Below are 15,239 nucleotides of genomic sequence, written 5' to 3' on the forward strand. Positions count from 1 at the left end.
AGGAACCTCGACCTCCTTCGGGGGGTATTCATTCTTGCCGAATGTGAGGTTCCTCTTCTCTTTTTGTAAAGATATCTCCTCCATAAAATCTACAGTAATTTTACACTAACCCCGCAAGTTATGGTAGGGGAGGTCCGGCTCGGTGGCGGGCGAAAATTCAAAAAATCCCCTTGACAAAAATCAAATTTCGAGGTAATCTATTAAATGTCACCGCGACGTGGGGGTGTAGCTCAGTTGGGAGAGCGCTTGAATGGCATTCAAGAGGCCAGGGGTTCGACTCCCCTCATCTCCACCAAAATGAAAGTTTAAACCCTTGAGAAATCAAGGGTTTTTTATTTTTTAATCTCCGACGGCTTTGAAATTGTAGATCGGTTTTACAAAGTCATTGATCTCCACCGTTTCGCTGATGTTCTGGATGATCAGTTCTTTATCCTTGTACGCGTCGGGGGCTTCGTCGAGGGTTTCCCTATTGGCGGTGGTCGTGTAGATGCCGGCTTTCTTCATTCCCTGGGCAAAGTCGTCGACGGAAAGCACCTGTTTTGCTTTGGTCCGGGACAGGATGCGACCGGCACCATGGGGAGCAGAAAAATTGTACTTGGCGGAGCCTTTCCCGGTACAGAGGGCAAGACCGTCGCGCATGTTGAAGGGTATGATCACCCTTTCCCCTTGGCGGGCGGGGGTTGCTCCTTTCCGGATAATGTCATCGTCGCCGATGAAATTGTGGACCGATTCAATGGTTTCGACCGGTTCGTGCCCGAAAAAGCGGGCGATTTCCGCAAGGATGGTGCGGCGGTTTAAAGCGGCATAACTTTGGGCAAACCGGGCGGCGTTCAGATAGTCTTGGCCGTCCTGGCTGTCGACCAAGAGGAACTCCAGGTCTTTCTCCTGCTTGCCGGTGGCGTATTTTGCCATGGTTTGCCGGGCTTTCCGCTGAAAATGGTTGGCCACGCGGAGACCAAAATTACGGCTTCCCGTGTGGATCGTTACCCAGGTGTTTCCCCGTGAGTCTTTGCCAACCTCGATGAAGTGGTTTCCCCCACCCAGGGTGCCGATGCTGCGGAGGGCTTTTCCGTAGTCCATCCCAATCACCTTTGTCCAGTGGCGAAGGGTGGGATCGTCCCCGACTTTGGCTTTGAGGTGGATGGAGAACCCGGCCGGAATGTTTTTCTTGATAAACTTGTCGAAAGCGGGCAGATCAAGATCGTCGACGGTAAAACGGGCGGCCAGCACCCCGCACCCAATATCAACGCCGACAATGTTGGGGATGATATATTCGTTTAACTTCATGGTAAAACCGATGACGGCCCCTTTTCCCGCGTGGCAGTCGGGCATGATCGCAATATAGGTCTTGGCGAAGGCGGGATGATCCAGCATTCTTTGGATCTGCTGGCGGGTGGTATCATCGATCTCGTCGATCATGATCTGTGCCGAATTGTACTGTCCTTTTAGGATTAACAAGTTTTCCCTCTCCTTTGGTTGCTAGTCGCCAACCTGAAGCTTTCCAACTCCCAAGAAACCAATATTTTTATCCTGAAGGCATCCGCCGTTTCTTTTCATAAATGGACCGGCTTGTTAAAAGCCTTATTAGGCTTGTCATTAACCTGTTCAATAACATTATTAATATTTATATCAGTAGCTTTATTATAAGATCTTCCTTTGGTGAGACAAAGACCGCTTAGCAGTGAGAAAGGAAAGAGCATTGCCGCTGCGAGTCCGATTTTGAGGTTGTCGCCGACTGCCCCGGCTACGAGGCCAACCAGGGTCGGCCCGGCGACACAGCCCACATCACCAGCCAGCGCCAGCAGCGCAAACATGGCACTGCCGCCGCGTAAACAGTTTTGCGCGGCCAGACTTAAGGTTCCGGGCCAAAAGATACCGACGGCCACCCCGCACAGGGCACACCCGATCAGGTTGAGGAGGGGGAAGGGGGAAAAGGCGGCCAGTAAACCGGAATAGGGATGGGGAAACCATTGGGGGAAGACCCCAAGACCCCACAGGCCCACCGCGGAAACAATATGGGCGGCCACGATCGAAAACCGGTAGCCGATCCGGTCCACAAAGAAGGCGGAAAGCAAATCTACGGCGAGCTGGACCCCAAAATTTGCGGTGACCAGCAAAGCGATTTTTTCGAGCGGGATCCGGTAGACCCTTTGAAAGGTTAAGAACAAAAGGGGAGTAAAGTTATTAATGATGGCTTGGGTGATAAAACCAATATAGCATGCCAGCAAAGTATGGGTATAATTGTGGCGAATGTTCATTAATTTCCTCCGTTTTCACATATTTGTTTGATCTGGAGATGGGCCATTGGCTATAGTGTTTATGTTAGCAACATTAATGTTATTATATCATGTTCAGGGCTGAGACGTTTATTTCTGGCAGGTAGCACAAAGATTTTCATGAAATCTTTGTGTTTATTTTTTGTTGAGAACGTTCATGTATAGTAATCTCAACAATTTTTAAAGGGGCGTTAAAAATGAAACGTATAATTTGGGTGGGTTTAATCCTGGTTGTCGTATTGCTGCTTGCTGGTTGCGGCAGCCGGAAAAGCCCGTCCCATCCACCTGGGTACAATCCACCTAACGGTAATGATCCGCCAGACCTGCCCCCCATTGATCCGTCAATCCCCGGAACCAGATATTTATACGCTTTAAGCAGGGATCAAGGCCAGATTTCCGTCTTTAAAATCAACAGTGACGGCACACTGGAGCAGGTTAATCAGGTAGTTACCAATGATGGACCCGGATGCGCGGTGGTTCATCCCGACGGGAACCATCTATTCGTCAGTACGTCCGGGAGCGGAGGCGATTTCATCGAGATTTATGGTATTGATGGGTACAATTTGAGTCTGATAAATGCGAACAAGATGCCAGCGGGCGGGGCGCGTCAGTTAAGAATGGTGCTGTCGCCTGACGGGGAATATCTTTTTGTCGCCCATGAAGATAAAAATTTTGTCTCGATCTTTCGGGCGAACCCAACGGCCGGGACTCTCGACATAGTTACTACTATTGGTACGGGTACTCAACCAAAAGCGCTCGCCGTTTCGCCCCAAGGGAAATATCTTTACATCGCCAAAAACGGCACTAATATCTTGGGAGACGACGGGGAAATTTTGGTTTACCAAATCGCCGCCACCGGGAGCGTTACCCCTAAAGGCAGTGTTACCATAGGACGCCAGCCCAGCGACATGGTTTTAAACCACGCCGGTTCCTACCTGTACGTCGCCAACTATTCTTCCGGCAGCTTAATGGTCTTTGCGGTCAACTCCGGCGAGGGAACACTGACCCATAAACATACCTATACCGGTGACGCGGGCGATGTGCAAAGCCTCGCCGTCGCGCCGGATGATCACTGGGTGTTTGCAGGGAAAACTGCTTATAACGCCTATGCGGTCAGCGGTTCGGATTTATCCTTGGTGGTGGGTTCCCCCTTTTATGAAAAACTAGAGTATATTAAATGCTTAAAAGTTGATCCATCCGGCCGTTTTCTTTATGCCGGGCGGGGAGAGTCGAAAGTTGAAGCCTTTACGATTGGTTCTTCCGGTAAGTTGACCCTGGCCGGTGAGTATGAAGCGGGGGGGCAGTGGGTGACCATCCGGTAGGGACGGTGCCGGGACGGCCACTATCCATTGTTCCCGGTTAAAAAAACCCGGTTCCTTTGCGAAAGGAACCGGGTTTTTTGTTACGGTGGGCGCTTTTCTGACTACCGCCTAGCCGTTCTTGGCCAGGAAGTCTTTCATAAAGTCGGCCAGGGCCTTGCAGCCTTCGTAACTCATGGCGTTATAGATGGAGGCGCGGAGGCCGCCGACGGAACGGTGGCCTTTCAGGCCAATCAAACCCTCTTCGGTTGCGGCGCGGACGAATTTCTCTTCCAACTCCGTACTGGGGAGACGGAAGGTGACATTCATCAGCGACCGGCTGTTCTTTTCGGCGTGGCCACGGTAGAAGCCGCCGCTTTGGTCAATGACGTCGTAGATGAGGGCGGCTTTTTCCTGGTTGCGTTTGTGAATGGCCTCCACGCCACCCTGTTCCTCCAGCCATTTTAGCACGAGCCAGACCATATATATAGAGAAGGTGGGTGGGGTGTTGTAGAGCGAATTATGTTTAACAAAGGTTTCGTAACGGTACATGACCGGCAGGTTGGGATTGGCCTTGGCCAGGAGGTCTTCACGGATAATGACGATGGTTACCCCGGCCGGACCGAGGTTTTTCTGGGCACCGGCATAAATCAGGCCGAAGGGTTTTACATCGAAAGGACGGGAAAGGATATCACTGGACATGTCGGCGACCAAGGGAACATCACCGCAGTCAGGGAAGGTGTGCCACTGGGTACCGTAAATTGTATTGTTGCTGGTGAGGTGGACATAGACCGGATTGGGGGAGAACTTAAGCTCCGCCGGGTCCGGAATGCGCCGGAAATTTTCTTCTTTTGTATTAACCGCCGTATGTACTTGTCCGAAGTACTTGGCTTCGTCCGCCGCCTTTTCGGCAAAACTACCGGTTACCAGGTAATCGGCGGTTTTGTCCGGAGTGAGAAAGTTCATGGGGACCATGGCAAACTGCAGGCTCGCTCCGCCTTGTAAAAAGAGGACTTTATAATTGTCGCCGATTTTCAGAAGGCGCTTTAGGCGGTCGGCCGTGTCGTTTTGCAGGGCTTCATACTGTTTCGAACGGTGGCTGATCTCCATGACCGACATCCCGGAGGATTGAAAATTAACCAACTCATCGCGTGCTGCCTCTAAAACCGGGAGGGGAAGGGTGGCGGGGCCAGGATAGAAGTTATAAACCCGTTCATACATTTGAAACAAGACCTCGCTTCCGATGAAGATTTATTAGAGCAATTATACTACCAATTTTTCGAAAGGACAAGGGGAGGCCCGGTCTACGCAGAATGTTTTAACTTTTTTGAAGGAAAAAGTGAAAATGAGCACGAACTACATAAAAAGCCTGGTCAGAAAAATATCTCAGCAGGAAAGGAATGACGGCATGGGTATTTTCGGTGAAAGACCCGATAATTACGGTTTTCCTCCTCCTTTGGCGGCCGCAATGCGGAGCAAAGGAATTGATCTAGAACTGACCAAAGATATTTTGACGCGCTATAATGCGGGCGAGTTTGACCGTTTTCAACCGGTGCGGGCGATGGGGTTTCCCCGGATCGACGGGAAACGGATTATCGATCTGACCGCTCCGCTGACCGTGGCGGTTGATCTGCCGGCTGCGGAAGCCCGTTTCCGGCGGTGGGGTCTCGAACTGGATCTGGCCGCTTATTGCCGGGTGGAGGGCGAAACCGGTCTTTTTGACCAAGACGGACTGAGCCGGCTTGGCATTTTGCTTTATCCCTATGTGGGTTACGGGGTTTTAAACGGCGGGTCGGCCAGTAGTTACTTTGATAATAAAAAGAATGTGGCTTTAAGTCCCGAGTTGTATGAAATCTGTGCAGAAAAATTCACTTTCTTGGCTGAGCTTGGACGGAATAAAGCGAAAGCGTTGGTCCCGGCGTACATCAACGAAGACGGAACCCCCGGGGCGACTTTTATCGAATTGAAAATGCGCGCCCTTTTACTGGAAATCCTCCGCTACCAGCTTTATACCGGAACCAAGGAGAAAAAGATCCTGCCTCTCTTTCAGATGGCCAGCATCTATAACTATTTAGAGTTGGAGAAGGCGTACGATAGTTTTGGGGACAGTCCTTACCTGCGCGATTTAATGACCGAAACCGGCGTGGCGATTAACAAGGACGTGTTAACCGGGGTGCAACCGATGTTGGCGGCTTACACCCATAGTAGTTTCGGCCGGCCCAAGGAGGTTTTTTCCACCGCCTACGGTAAACCCAATAATCCCCTGCCAATGCCCGGTGGACACGGGCAGAACTTTCAGATTTTAAGCCACTGTTACCGTGAACTTTTTGCCCGCGGCATCAGGATGGTCTATTTGGGTAACGTTGATAACTTGGGTTTTACGGTCAATCCGGTGGCCGTGGCTTTACTTGCCCTCCAGGGAAAGACCGGTGGCTTTGAGTTTGCTTTCCGGACCGTTGTTGATACCAAGGGGGGAGTGCTGGTCATTGACCAAGATGGCCGGTTGAACTGTGTTGATTTGGGCGTGGCCATTTCCCAGGAGGAGGTGTTGGCGGCGGAGAAAAGAGGCGCGCAGATCCTCTTCAACTGTGCCACCGGCCTCTTTGACCTGGAATACTTGGTGGCCCATCTGGAGGAGATCAGCAAAAATCTGCCGGTCCGGTTCTCCGATCAGGACAAGGATGCCGGCCGTTACTCCCAGGCTGAACAGGTGACTTGGGAGATCATCGGGATGCTGGATGATTTTTATATCTTTGGCATTGACAAATACGATCGTTTTTTAGCCGCCAAGATTGCGCTTGAGACCTTGCTTGCCAGTGGGGTTGGCTTGCACGATCCCCGGTTTCCGCAGGCCGTTAACCCGGCCCAGGATCTAAAAATGACCGCCACGAAGCTTCATGCCGGTTTACAGCGAAAGCTGATGACGGTCTATGGGTTAAAAAAAGTGGCGGGGCGGTGGACGCCCAAAACCGTTCCGGAACTGAAGATGGAGATCGCCGCCGCTAATCGGTAAGGTAACTGGCGAGGATTTCGCCGAAGTAGAGGACGTGATAATCGGGGGTTTGGTAGCAATTCGCCCGCAACTTTTTATCAAGCTGCCCGGGCTCCATGGCATGTTGGTAGACGACCCGGCATTCGAAGTGCAAAGGACATTCTTTGATGATCGGCGTGTCTATGGTTTGCCCTTTTACCGGGGTGAAGCCGCAGGCCAGAAACTTGTCGGTATCCCGGCCAGACTGGCGGCCGCAGATGAGCAGTTCTTTGCTGCGGTCTTGGTTCAGGGGGACACTGACGGTAAATTCGCCGGCTTTTTCCAAGAGGCCATATGTATGCCGTGAATAGCGAACCATTACCATGAAGATGGGTTTGCGCCACATATAGCCGAGGGTTCCCCAGCCGATGGTCATGATGTTGGCGCGGTTTTGGTCGGGGTCTTTGACGGTTAAAAAGACACCGCCGTGGGCCAGTTGTCTGATAACCTCTTGTGCATATTCGTTGTAAGCAATTTCTTTAACCATGTTCCTTCCTCCGATCTGAATGAACCGGGGCAGGGGAGTCCTGCCCCGGTTCTTAATCAACTATTAACTAGGTAAGCCGGCTTGCCCGGCGGCGAAGCGCTGGCAGTTTATATGCCTTGGCGGCGAGCAGGTTTCCGTCGGCGGTTTTTGCTTGAAAAAGCAAGGTATCTTTATAGAAATAACATTTCGGTAAGGAAATCAAACTAATCAGCGGGCGGGGAGCAGCTTTGATTGTTACATAAAACCCGCGGTATTTGACTTCTAAAGGCTCAAACCCGCCAACCATAAGCTGGAGCTGCTCGGTAGTTTCCTTGAGTGCGGGCAATTCAATCCCGAAGTTCTTCGCGAGTGCTTCCTGCTGGGCGAAAATTTCCCGCCCGATGAGGATGAAGGGGCGAGATGGACTGCTCGCATGCCGGAAATGAACCTGGAAGGCGAGCGGAATGTACTGGACCGCCGGGTAAGGATATAATGCACTCATTTGGTGCCCACCTCCGTACGTTCAAAATTTATACCTATTGTATGCGGAGGCGGATTTGAAGGTGCCAAAGTCCCTTAACGGTATGAAACCGGAATTCCGGGTAAAGGGGTTTGGTGCGGTGGGAGATAGAATTCCTCCAACTTTTGGCGCTTTTTTCTTTCCTCCTCGGCCTTGTCTTCTTCCAGGAAGAACTGGCCATAGCTGCTTTGTTCATTGACAAGCTGATACGGGGTGAAGGGTTCATAGGTTTGGTACTTGACTTCTTGACTGGCAATTCGGTGGTTGGTGCTGTTGACCGGGAACATATAAAACGAAGTGAGCAGGAAAAGAAAGATGCAGGCGGCCGTTAAGGCTAGCCTTTTGCCCCACACCCAAGGATTGGTTTCGATAAAATCTTCCACCCGCAACTTGTAGTGGAAAAAATCATCGATCAGGTTACTCTGAGGCCGGGGTGGTTCCAAACTCCCTAAAAATATTTTGATCCGGGAAAGCTCCTCGAAGCACTGGGCGCATACCGGACAGTTAAAGAGATGATTTCGGATTAGGCGCCGTTCTTCGGAGGAGAGCTCCTGGTCGAGATAGGCTGAGAGCAGGCTTTGGACACGATGACAATTCATTAATTTTTTCCCCTTTCCCCGTTAAGGTATGGGTGTAAATGTTCTCTAAGCTGCCGGCGTCCCCGGTGGATGCGGGAGCGGACCGTACCGAGCGAACATTGGAGGATATTGCTGATCTCCTCATAGGAAAAGCCTTGGATATCACAGAGGACAACGGCGACACGAAACTCTTCCGGCAACCGCAGCAGGGCTTTTTGGATGGTCTCGCCGAGTTCGTGCCGGAGGGCAAAATCTTCCGGCAGCTTGCTGTGGTCAGGCACTTCTTTTGCTTTTTCCTGTTCAAGATGGGGCGGTGCTTCGTCTAAGGAAGCGACGAACGGGCGCCGCCTTTTTTTTCGGTATTGGTCAATAAACAGACGATATATAATTTGGTAAACCCAACGGTCAAAGGCCGTGCCTGCTTGAAAGCGGTGAAAAGCACGATAGGCCTTGAGTAAAGCTTCCTGGGTTAAGTCTTCGGCGTCGTCGTGATTCCCCGTTAAACGGTAAGCAAAGTGATAAAAGGCTTTTTCGTAGGTTTTGACTTGCTTTTCAAATTCTTTTAGCACATCTGGTGCCGATACCTTGCGGACTAATGATAAGGTTTCTGTATGCAGCATAATATCCAAACCCTTTCTCAGATAAGCTCTTACCTGCATTTTACCGTTTAACTTTAATTATGTCAAAAGCAGGTTTTACCTTTGGTCTTCCGGCTTCGCTTCCAGGGTGACATCGATCTTTTTAAACTGGTTGTTTCGCCAGACCAGAAGGGAGATGGTTTCACCGACTTTCATTTTTTGGATCATATCGGCCAACTCATCACCGGACTTAACCGGCTTTTGGTTTACTTGGGTAATAATATCCTGCGGGAGAAGCCCGGCTTTATCGGCAGGAGAGCCTTCCACCACGCGGCCGACATAAACACCGGTCTTAAAGGGTAATTTGAAATATTCCGTCATGTCTTCGTTAACGTCCTGCATATAAATGCCCAGCCAGGGTACGGTTGATTTTTCATGGGTGATTTTGCCTTGGTTAATCAGGTCGTCCAGATTGTCTTTCAGGATTTTAATGGGGATCGCAAAACCAATGTTTTGGGCGTTGGAAAGGATTGCCTCATTAATTCCAATAACTTCCCCTTTCAGGTTGACCAGGGGGCCGCCGCTGTTACCGGGGTTGATGGCGGCATCGGTCTGGATCAGATAACCCTCCTCTTTACTGTTGGAGATGGAACGGTTTAGCGCGCTGATAATGCCGATGGTTACCGTTTCGTGCAAACCATAGGGGTTGCCGACGGCCACCACCCACTGTCCGATCTGCAGGCGATCGGAGTCACCCATCTCTAAATAAGGAAGGTTTTTCGCGTCGATCTTAAGAATGGCCAAGTCATATTTGCGGTCCGAGCCTACGACCTTGGCGTCGTATTTTTTGCCGCCTTTCAGGTTGACGGTTATTTTTTCCGCGTTTTGGATCACATGATAATTGGTGACGATGTAACCATCCGGGCGAATCAGAAAACCGGATCCGGTTCCTTGTTGTTTGTATTCCCGTTGGCCGTAGAAATCAAAGAACCCAGGGCCGAAGAAATCCCGGAAAAACTCGGGAATGATCGGACTGGTCCGCACGGTCCGCTCGGTGTCGATGTAGACGACGGCAGGCGCTACTTTTTTGTGTACATTTATAATCGCATTTTCCCAGGAGGTATCGTTGGATCCGAAACTAAAAGCAGCTTGTTGGATCTGAAGCGGTTCTGTACTGGGGTTGGCGGCGGGAGTGGGGGTAGGCTTGTCTTTCCTGTCGTTAAAAGTCAGCAAGACCGCGGAAGTAGTAATCGAAGTGGCAATAATCACAAATAATAAGGTTAATAGTTTTTGGTAACGTTGAGCGAGTTTTCCCATCGTCAGATCCTCCTTACCGGTAAGTTTGGTTTATAATTAAAATTTCGACTTGCTTCTTTAGTGGGTTAAAACGATGCCTTTGGCGAAAAGTTCCCCCCGGCCAAAATTACAGAAATTTCTGGTTAAAAAGGAGGAGTTTCCTTCTCCAGGTGGAATTAAGTACGTGAATTATCAGTTAAAACACGTGGTCGAAGTGGTTCTTTCTTCGCTTGGAAGATAAGGAGTTCTGATGCAATGCCTTATAGTATGACGGGCTACGGCAGGTTTAAATTGGAGGACGATCCCAACTACCTCGTTTCTGTTGAAGCCCGCAGTGTTAACCATCGATTTTTTGATCTTTCGGTTCATTTGCCGAAGAATTATTCTTGGTTGGAAGAGAGTATCAATAAGCAGGTTCGCCCGTTGATACGACGGGGAAAGATCGATCTTTACGTGGCCATTGAGGAGCGCCCGGAAAACTGCAGTTGTCGGCTGGCCATTGACCGAAAGGTGCTGGCCGACTATTTGCGCGAACTGAATCAGGTCCGGAAGGAATTCCGCCTTGCCGGGAAAGTCGGGATCGAACAGATTTTGCAAATTCCTGATCTCTTTGTGAAAAAAGAAGAAATAAACGAAGAAGCGCTGGAAAAAGCGGTTCTGACAGCAGTGGAAGGAGCCGTGCAACAGCTTTTGGCGATGCGCCGCCGCGAAGGGGAGAACCTGGCGGCCGATCTGAAAGAGCGTATTCAACGCTTGGGCCAGATGATTGGAGAGATTGAGCGTGCGGCTGCGGCCTTACCCGACCTTTACCGGGAGAAGTTAACCAAAGCAGCCCACGATTTATTGGCCGACGTTGAAATCGATGAACACCGGTTGGCCATGGAGGTTCTTTTTTATGTTGAACGCTCGTCCATTACCGAAGAGCTGACTCGCTTTAAAAGCCATCTGGAGCAGTTTTTATCAACCCTGGAGGATCCGGGGTCAATTGGGAAAACGCTTGACTTTATTTGTCAGGAATTGAACCGCGAGATTAACACAATTGCGGCTAAAGCCAGTGAGTTAACCATCTCCCGTTATATCGTGGAGGTTAAGAGTGAAATTGAAAACATAAGAGAACAAGTTCAAAATATTGAATAGGAGGTGAAAAAATGCCGCTTCCAAAGCTGACGTTAGAAGAGAAAAAACAAGCATTAAAAAAGGCACAGCAGGTTCGGAGTGAACGGGCCAAAATTCGTCAGGACTTAAAAGCAGGGCGGACCGGAATCCGTGAAATTCTGGAGCAGGTGGACAATGATGTCATCGCGAAAATGCGGGTTGCCTATTTGCTGGAGTCTTTACCGCGGATTGGGAAGGTTCGCACCCGCAAGATCATGAATGAGATTGGGATCGACGAGACCAGAAGAATCCAAGGGTTAGGATCCCGGCAGAAGCAGGCTTTGCTAGAGCGTTTTGGTAACCAGTAAAAAAGGGGGATTCCACTCCGCATGGATATCAAATTGATCAATATAGGTTTTGGCAATATGGTTGCGGCCAACCGAATTGTGGCGATCGTGAGCCCCGAGTCGGCGCCAATTAAACGGATTATCCAGGAGAGCCGCGAGCGGGGGACCCTGATTGATGCCACATACGGGAGAAGAACGAGGGCCGTAATTATTGTGGACAGCCTCCACGTCATCCTTTCCGCAGTACAACCTGAAACTGTTGCGCACCGTTTAAATTCTAAGGAAGCAGCAAATACTGATCCAGAGGAGTAATCAATGATCGATGGAAGGCTTACTTTTTGTGCTTTCAGGTCCGTCCGGAGTGGGAAAAAATACCGTTTTAAAGGAAGTGCTGGCCAAGCGTCCCGATCTGACCTATTCAATCTCAGCCACGACCCGTCCGCCGCGGGGGCAGGAAGTCGACGGGGTAAATTATTACTTTCTAACAGAAGAGCAGTTTTTAGCGGAGCGTCAGCAGAACGGGTTTTTAGAGTGGGCGGAGATTTATGGTCATTACTACGGTACCCCCAAAAAGCAGGTTCTGGCTCTGCTTCAGAAGGGACAACATGTCATTTTGGATGTGGACATTCAAGGTGCTGCTCAGATCCGGCAAAACTACGCCAATGCGGTCTTGATCTTCCTCTATCCACCCTCGATTGCCGAACTAATCCGGCGGTTGCGAGAGAGGAACACCGAAGATGAAGAGGCGATCAGGAAAAGGTTGGCCTATATTGAAAAGGAGTTAGCCGCGGTAGAGTTCTATGATTATGTTGTAGTTAATGACCGTTTAGATGAAGCATGTATGCGGGTGGAATCGATCATTAACGCCGAAGAAGTTAGAGTGACGCGCGGGTACTGGAAGCGGTTGCTTAACCCTTGACAAAACGAAAAAAACTGCTTATTGTTATTTATGAGTATCGGGTTAGGGAGGCATCTTACACCGATGATTACACCATCTTTGGAAGAGCTCTTGGCAAGGGTCGACAACAGATACACTCTTGTTGTAACCGCTGCCAAACGTGCCCGCCAGCTTATCAATGAAAGCGGTCCGAATAAAGACGGGACAATCGGAGCCGTTTCGACCGCTTTGGAAGAAATTCTGCAGGGAAAAATCGTTCCCGTACAGAAACCCTATAGTAGTGTGTAAGGGTACATTTTTTACCCCGGCGCGTCTGGCGCCGGGTATTTTGTTATTTACGGCTTTTTAAGCGCACGGAGTTTGGAGGATTAAGATGAATCCCGGTCGTTACGTTCAGGCTTGTGTTAACCTACCGGAATTACCGGATGATCGTTTATATGATTATCATATCCCCGCCGACTGGCCGTTCATTCCATCCCCGGGCAGCCGCGTTTTGGTGCCTTTTGCCGGGCGCCGCGCGGAAGCGATCGTTTGGGGATGTCAAGAACCGACTTATCCGGAGACGATCAAAGACGTCCTGGCGGTGTTGGACGATACACCTTTGCTTACGCCGGACCAAATGTCCCTCATTGACTGGCTGGCCATGCGTTATTTCTGCCGCCGGCAGGATCTGCTCCATCTGTTTTTACCGCCCGGGCTGAAGGCCCGGACGGAGAAATGCTGGCGATTGACGGGAGAACCGGCTAAGATGACGGCATTGCTCGACCGCCTGCCCCTTCCGCCGGAGGTGCTTCAGGATTTGCGGAAAGCGTTGGCCGGGCTGGCCGAGGAATATACGCCCCTGCCCAAGCTGCCAACCGAGTTTAAACCCTATTTAAACCAGTTTGTGGAGCAGGGTTTCATCAAAATATGTTGGCGACCGCAAAAACCGGCGGTCAACTTTAAAACGGTTCAGGCCTATACTTTAGCCCCGGAGTTTTCCCGGGCTGCGGCTGACCGGTTGACCGCCAAGCAACAGAAAGTGGTGGCTTTCCTGGCGGACCAAACCACTCCGGTGAGCACGAAGGAGATTCTGGCGGCGACCGGGGTTACGGCCAGCGTCTTAACGGCCTTGTGCCAAAGGGGATACCTGACCAAAACAACTTTGACCTTGGAGCGCAACCCCTTCCGGCAACCGGCGGTCCCCCAACCGGTGCCGGAGCTCAACGCCGAGCAGGCGCAGGCCTTGGCGCAGATCCGTGCCGCTTTGCACCGGGGAGAAACGGCCGCCTTTCTTTTGCACGGGGTGACCGGAAGCGGCAAGACCGAGGTTTATTTACAGGCAATTGCGGAAGCCCTTAAGCTGGGCAAGGATGCTATTTTCCTGGTTCCCGAGATCGCGTTGACCCCGCAAACCGTGGAACGGGTCCGGGCCCGGTTCGGCGAAACGGTGGCGGTTATGCACAGCAGCTTGTCCGAGGGCGAACGGTTCGAACAGTGGTGGAAGATGAAAAACGGTGAGGTTAAGGTGGTGGTGGGGGCCCGCTCGGCCGTTTTTGCACCCCTGCCCAACTTAGGCCTGATCATTGTCGATGAGGAGCATGAGTTCACTTATAAACAGGAAGAGGTGCCCCGTTATCATGCGAAAGAAGTGGCCTATGAGCTTTGCCGGCGGAACAAGGGTGTGCTGGTGCTGGGGAGTGCCACTCCTTCCCTGGAAAGTGTTTATGCCCGGGAAAAGGGAGAACTGATCGGATTGACCCTGACCCAAAGGGTGCTCGGCCGTCCGTTGCCCCGGGTCCAGGTGGTCGATTTGCGCCAAGAGTTTAAAGCCCGGCGCTTCACCGTGCTCTCACCCGTCTTGAAGGACGAGATCGCCAAGCGGCTCCAGCGCCGGGAACAAGTGATCATCCTCTTGAACCGCCGGGGATTTGCCACTTTTATTCTTTGCCGCGAATGCGGGCAGGTTTTAAAATGCTCCGCTTGTGATGTGACGCTTACTTATCACCGGAAACCGAATGTGCTGCGCTGTCATTACTGCGACTACCAAATGGTTCCCCCGGACCGTTGTCCCCACTGTCAAAGCCATTATATCCGTTATTTTGGCCATGGCACTCAGCGGTTGGAAGAGGAATTAACCACCGAATTTCCCCACGCCCGGGTCGCGCGGATGGATCTGGACACGACCAGCCGGAAAGGGAGTCATGAACAGATCTACCGGCAATTGGTCCGGCGGGAGATTGACATTTTGTTGGGAACGCAAATGGTGGCCAAGGGTTTGGACCTGCCCAACGTGACCTTGGTGGGTATCGTCGCCGCCGATGCGGGGCTAAATCTTCCGGATTTTCGCGCGGCGGAGCGGACTTACCAGCTCTTAACCCAGGCGGCGGGCCGCGCGGGACGGGGGAGCGAGGCCGGTTTGGTTGTGGTGCAGACCTATAATCCCGAACATTACAGTATCAAGGCCCTTGTCGCCCAGGAGGAGGCGGCCTTCTACCGGCAGGAGCTTGCTTACCGGGAAGCAGCCAATTACCCGCCTTTTACCCACCTGATCCGGGTGCTCTTTTCCGGACCAGACCAGCACGCAGTGGTCAAAGCCGCTCAGAAGTGGACATCCCTTTTGCAGATGGCGCTCGCGAAATTGGCGCTCCCGCCCGCAACCATGGAAATAATCGGGCCGCAGCCGGCCTTGATTGAAAAAATAAAGAACAAGTTTCGTTGGCATACTTTGCTGAAAACCAAAGAACTGGTCCTGGCTGAGCGCTTATTACCCCGGGTCGTCCAAGCCCTGAATCGTGAGCGGCGCCAGGGCGTCCGTATTATCATCGACGAAAATCCCTATTCCGTGTTATAATACTTTCATCAACTCTTTTCTGG

Annotated in this window: 17 protein-coding genes and 1 tRNA gene; 10 read left to right on the top strand and 8 right to left on the bottom strand. The window is 51.3% G+C overall.

The window, feature by feature from the left end:
* Window positions 1–219: 219 nt before the first annotated feature.
* A tRNA-Ala gene (locus G5B42_RS08310) sits at window positions 220–295 on the top strand.
* Window positions 296–339: 44 nt separating this feature from the next.
* On the opposite strand, the gene G5B42_RS08315 is transcribed toward G5B42_RS08310, so the two are convergent.
* The gene (locus tag G5B42_RS08315; protein WP_181340013.1) at window positions 340–1,458 is read right to left on the bottom strand and encodes an RtcB family protein; all 1,119 of its coding nucleotides are present in this window, start codon (window positions 1,456–1,458) and stop codon (window positions 340–342) included.
* A gap of 95 nt (window positions 1,459–1,553) precedes the next feature.
* Window positions 1,554–2,258, bottom strand: coding sequence for an MFS transporter (locus G5B42_RS08320; protein WP_181340014.1), 705 nt, complete (start codon window positions 2,256–2,258; stop codon window positions 1,554–1,556).
* Between the two features lie 215 nt (window positions 2,259–2,473).
* On the opposite strand from G5B42_RS08320, the gene G5B42_RS08325 reads away from it, so the two are divergent.
* Window positions 2,474–3,598, top strand: coding sequence for a lactonase family protein (locus G5B42_RS08325; RefSeq protein WP_181340015.1), 1,125 nt, complete (start codon window positions 2,474–2,476; stop codon window positions 3,596–3,598).
* Window positions 3,599–3,706: 108 nt separating this feature from the next.
* Here G5B42_RS08325 and serC read toward each other — a convergent pair whose 3' ends face one another.
* Window positions 3,707–4,795 carry a 3-phosphoserine/phosphohydroxythreonine transaminase gene (gene serC / locus G5B42_RS08330; RefSeq protein WP_181340016.1) on the bottom strand — a complete coding sequence of 363 codons (1,089 nt, stop codon included), beginning with the start codon at window positions 4,793–4,795 and terminating at the stop codon, window positions 3,707–3,709.
* Here serC and G5B42_RS11925 point away from each other — a divergent pair, their 5' ends adjacent.
* Window positions 4,796–4,978, top strand: a complete 183-nt coding sequence (locus G5B42_RS11925) for a hypothetical protein (RefSeq protein WP_231133378.1) — start codon at window positions 4,796–4,798, stop codon at window positions 4,976–4,978.
* Between the two features lie 4 nt (window positions 4,979–4,982).
* Window positions 4,983–6,587: a UTP--glucose-1-phosphate uridylyltransferase gene (locus G5B42_RS08335; protein WP_231133379.1), complete on the top strand. Its 1,605-nt coding sequence runs from the start codon at window positions 4,983–4,985 to the stop codon at window positions 6,585–6,587.
* Here the strand turns inward: G5B42_RS08335 and G5B42_RS08340 are convergent.
* The 5 genes from G5B42_RS08340 to G5B42_RS08360 form a co-directional block, all read right to left on the bottom strand.
* Window positions 6,577–7,092 carry a flavin reductase family protein gene (locus G5B42_RS08340; RefSeq protein ID WP_181340018.1) on the bottom strand — a complete coding sequence of 172 codons (516 nt, stop codon included), beginning with the start codon at window positions 7,090–7,092 and terminating at the stop codon, window positions 6,577–6,579. The two genes, G5B42_RS08335 and G5B42_RS08340, sit on opposite strands and share 11 nt — an antisense overlap.
* Before the next feature lie 67 nt (window positions 7,093–7,159).
* On the bottom strand, window positions 7,160–7,573 hold the full coding sequence (locus G5B42_RS08345) for a hypothetical protein (RefSeq protein WP_181340019.1): 414 nt from the start codon (window positions 7,571–7,573) through the stop codon (window positions 7,160–7,162).
* Window positions 7,574–7,647: 74 nt separating this feature from the next.
* On the bottom strand, window positions 7,648–8,190 hold the full coding sequence (locus tag G5B42_RS08350; protein WP_181340020.1) for an anti-sigma factor family protein: 543 nt from the start codon (window positions 8,188–8,190) through the stop codon (window positions 7,648–7,650).
* A complete protein-coding gene (locus G5B42_RS08355) occupies window positions 8,190–8,789 on the bottom strand; it encodes a sigma-70 family RNA polymerase sigma factor (RefSeq protein ID WP_181340021.1) in 600 nt (199 codons plus the stop codon). The genes G5B42_RS08350 and G5B42_RS08355 overlap by 1 nt, the downstream gene beginning before the upstream one ends.
* A 75-nt stretch (window positions 8,790–8,864) precedes the next feature.
* Complete coding sequence (locus G5B42_RS08360; RefSeq protein WP_181340022.1) at window positions 8,865–10,064, bottom strand: S1C family serine protease; 1,200 nt, start codon at window positions 10,062–10,064, stop codon at window positions 8,865–8,867.
* Window positions 10,065–10,298: 234 nt separating this feature from the next.
* Between G5B42_RS08360 and G5B42_RS08365 the strand changes: the two genes are divergently transcribed.
* The 6 genes from G5B42_RS08365 (at window position 10,299) to priA (ending at window position 15,216) form a co-directional block, all read left to right on the top strand.
* The gene (locus tag G5B42_RS08365; RefSeq protein WP_181340023.1) at window positions 10,299–11,180 is read left to right on the top strand and encodes a YicC/YloC family endoribonuclease; all 882 of its coding nucleotides are present in this window, start codon (window positions 10,299–10,301) and stop codon (window positions 11,178–11,180) included.
* A gap of 11 nt (window positions 11,181–11,191) precedes the next feature.
* Window positions 11,192–11,506, top strand: coding sequence for an integration host factor, actinobacterial type (mihF, locus tag G5B42_RS08370; protein WP_181340024.1), 315 nt, complete (start codon window positions 11,192–11,194; stop codon window positions 11,504–11,506).
* Between the two features lie 21 nt (window positions 11,507–11,527).
* A complete protein-coding gene (remA, locus tag G5B42_RS08375; RefSeq protein ID WP_181340025.1) occupies window positions 11,528–11,797 on the top strand; it encodes an extracellular matrix/biofilm regulator RemA in 270 nt (89 codons plus the stop codon).
* Between the two features lie 10 nt (window positions 11,798–11,807).
* Window positions 11,808–12,404 carry a guanylate kinase gene (gene gmk, locus G5B42_RS08380; RefSeq protein WP_181340026.1) on the top strand — a complete coding sequence of 199 codons (597 nt, stop codon included), beginning with the start codon at window positions 11,808–11,810 and terminating at the stop codon, window positions 12,402–12,404.
* 63 nt (window positions 12,405–12,467) lie between these two features.
* Complete coding sequence (rpoZ, locus tag G5B42_RS08385) at window positions 12,468–12,671, top strand: DNA-directed RNA polymerase subunit omega (protein WP_181340027.1); 204 nt, start codon at window positions 12,468–12,470, stop codon at window positions 12,669–12,671.
* An 85-nt stretch (window positions 12,672–12,756) separates the two neighbouring features.
* A complete protein-coding gene (priA, locus tag G5B42_RS08390) occupies window positions 12,757–15,216 on the top strand; it encodes a primosomal protein N' (protein WP_181340028.1) in 2,460 nt (819 codons plus the stop codon).
* Window positions 15,217–15,239: the final 23 nt, after the last annotated feature.

This window comes from Capillibacterium thermochitinicola, assembly GCF_013664685.1.
Classification (GTDB): domain Bacteria; phylum Bacillota; class UBA4882; order UBA10575; family UBA10575; genus Capillibacterium; species Capillibacterium thermochitinicola.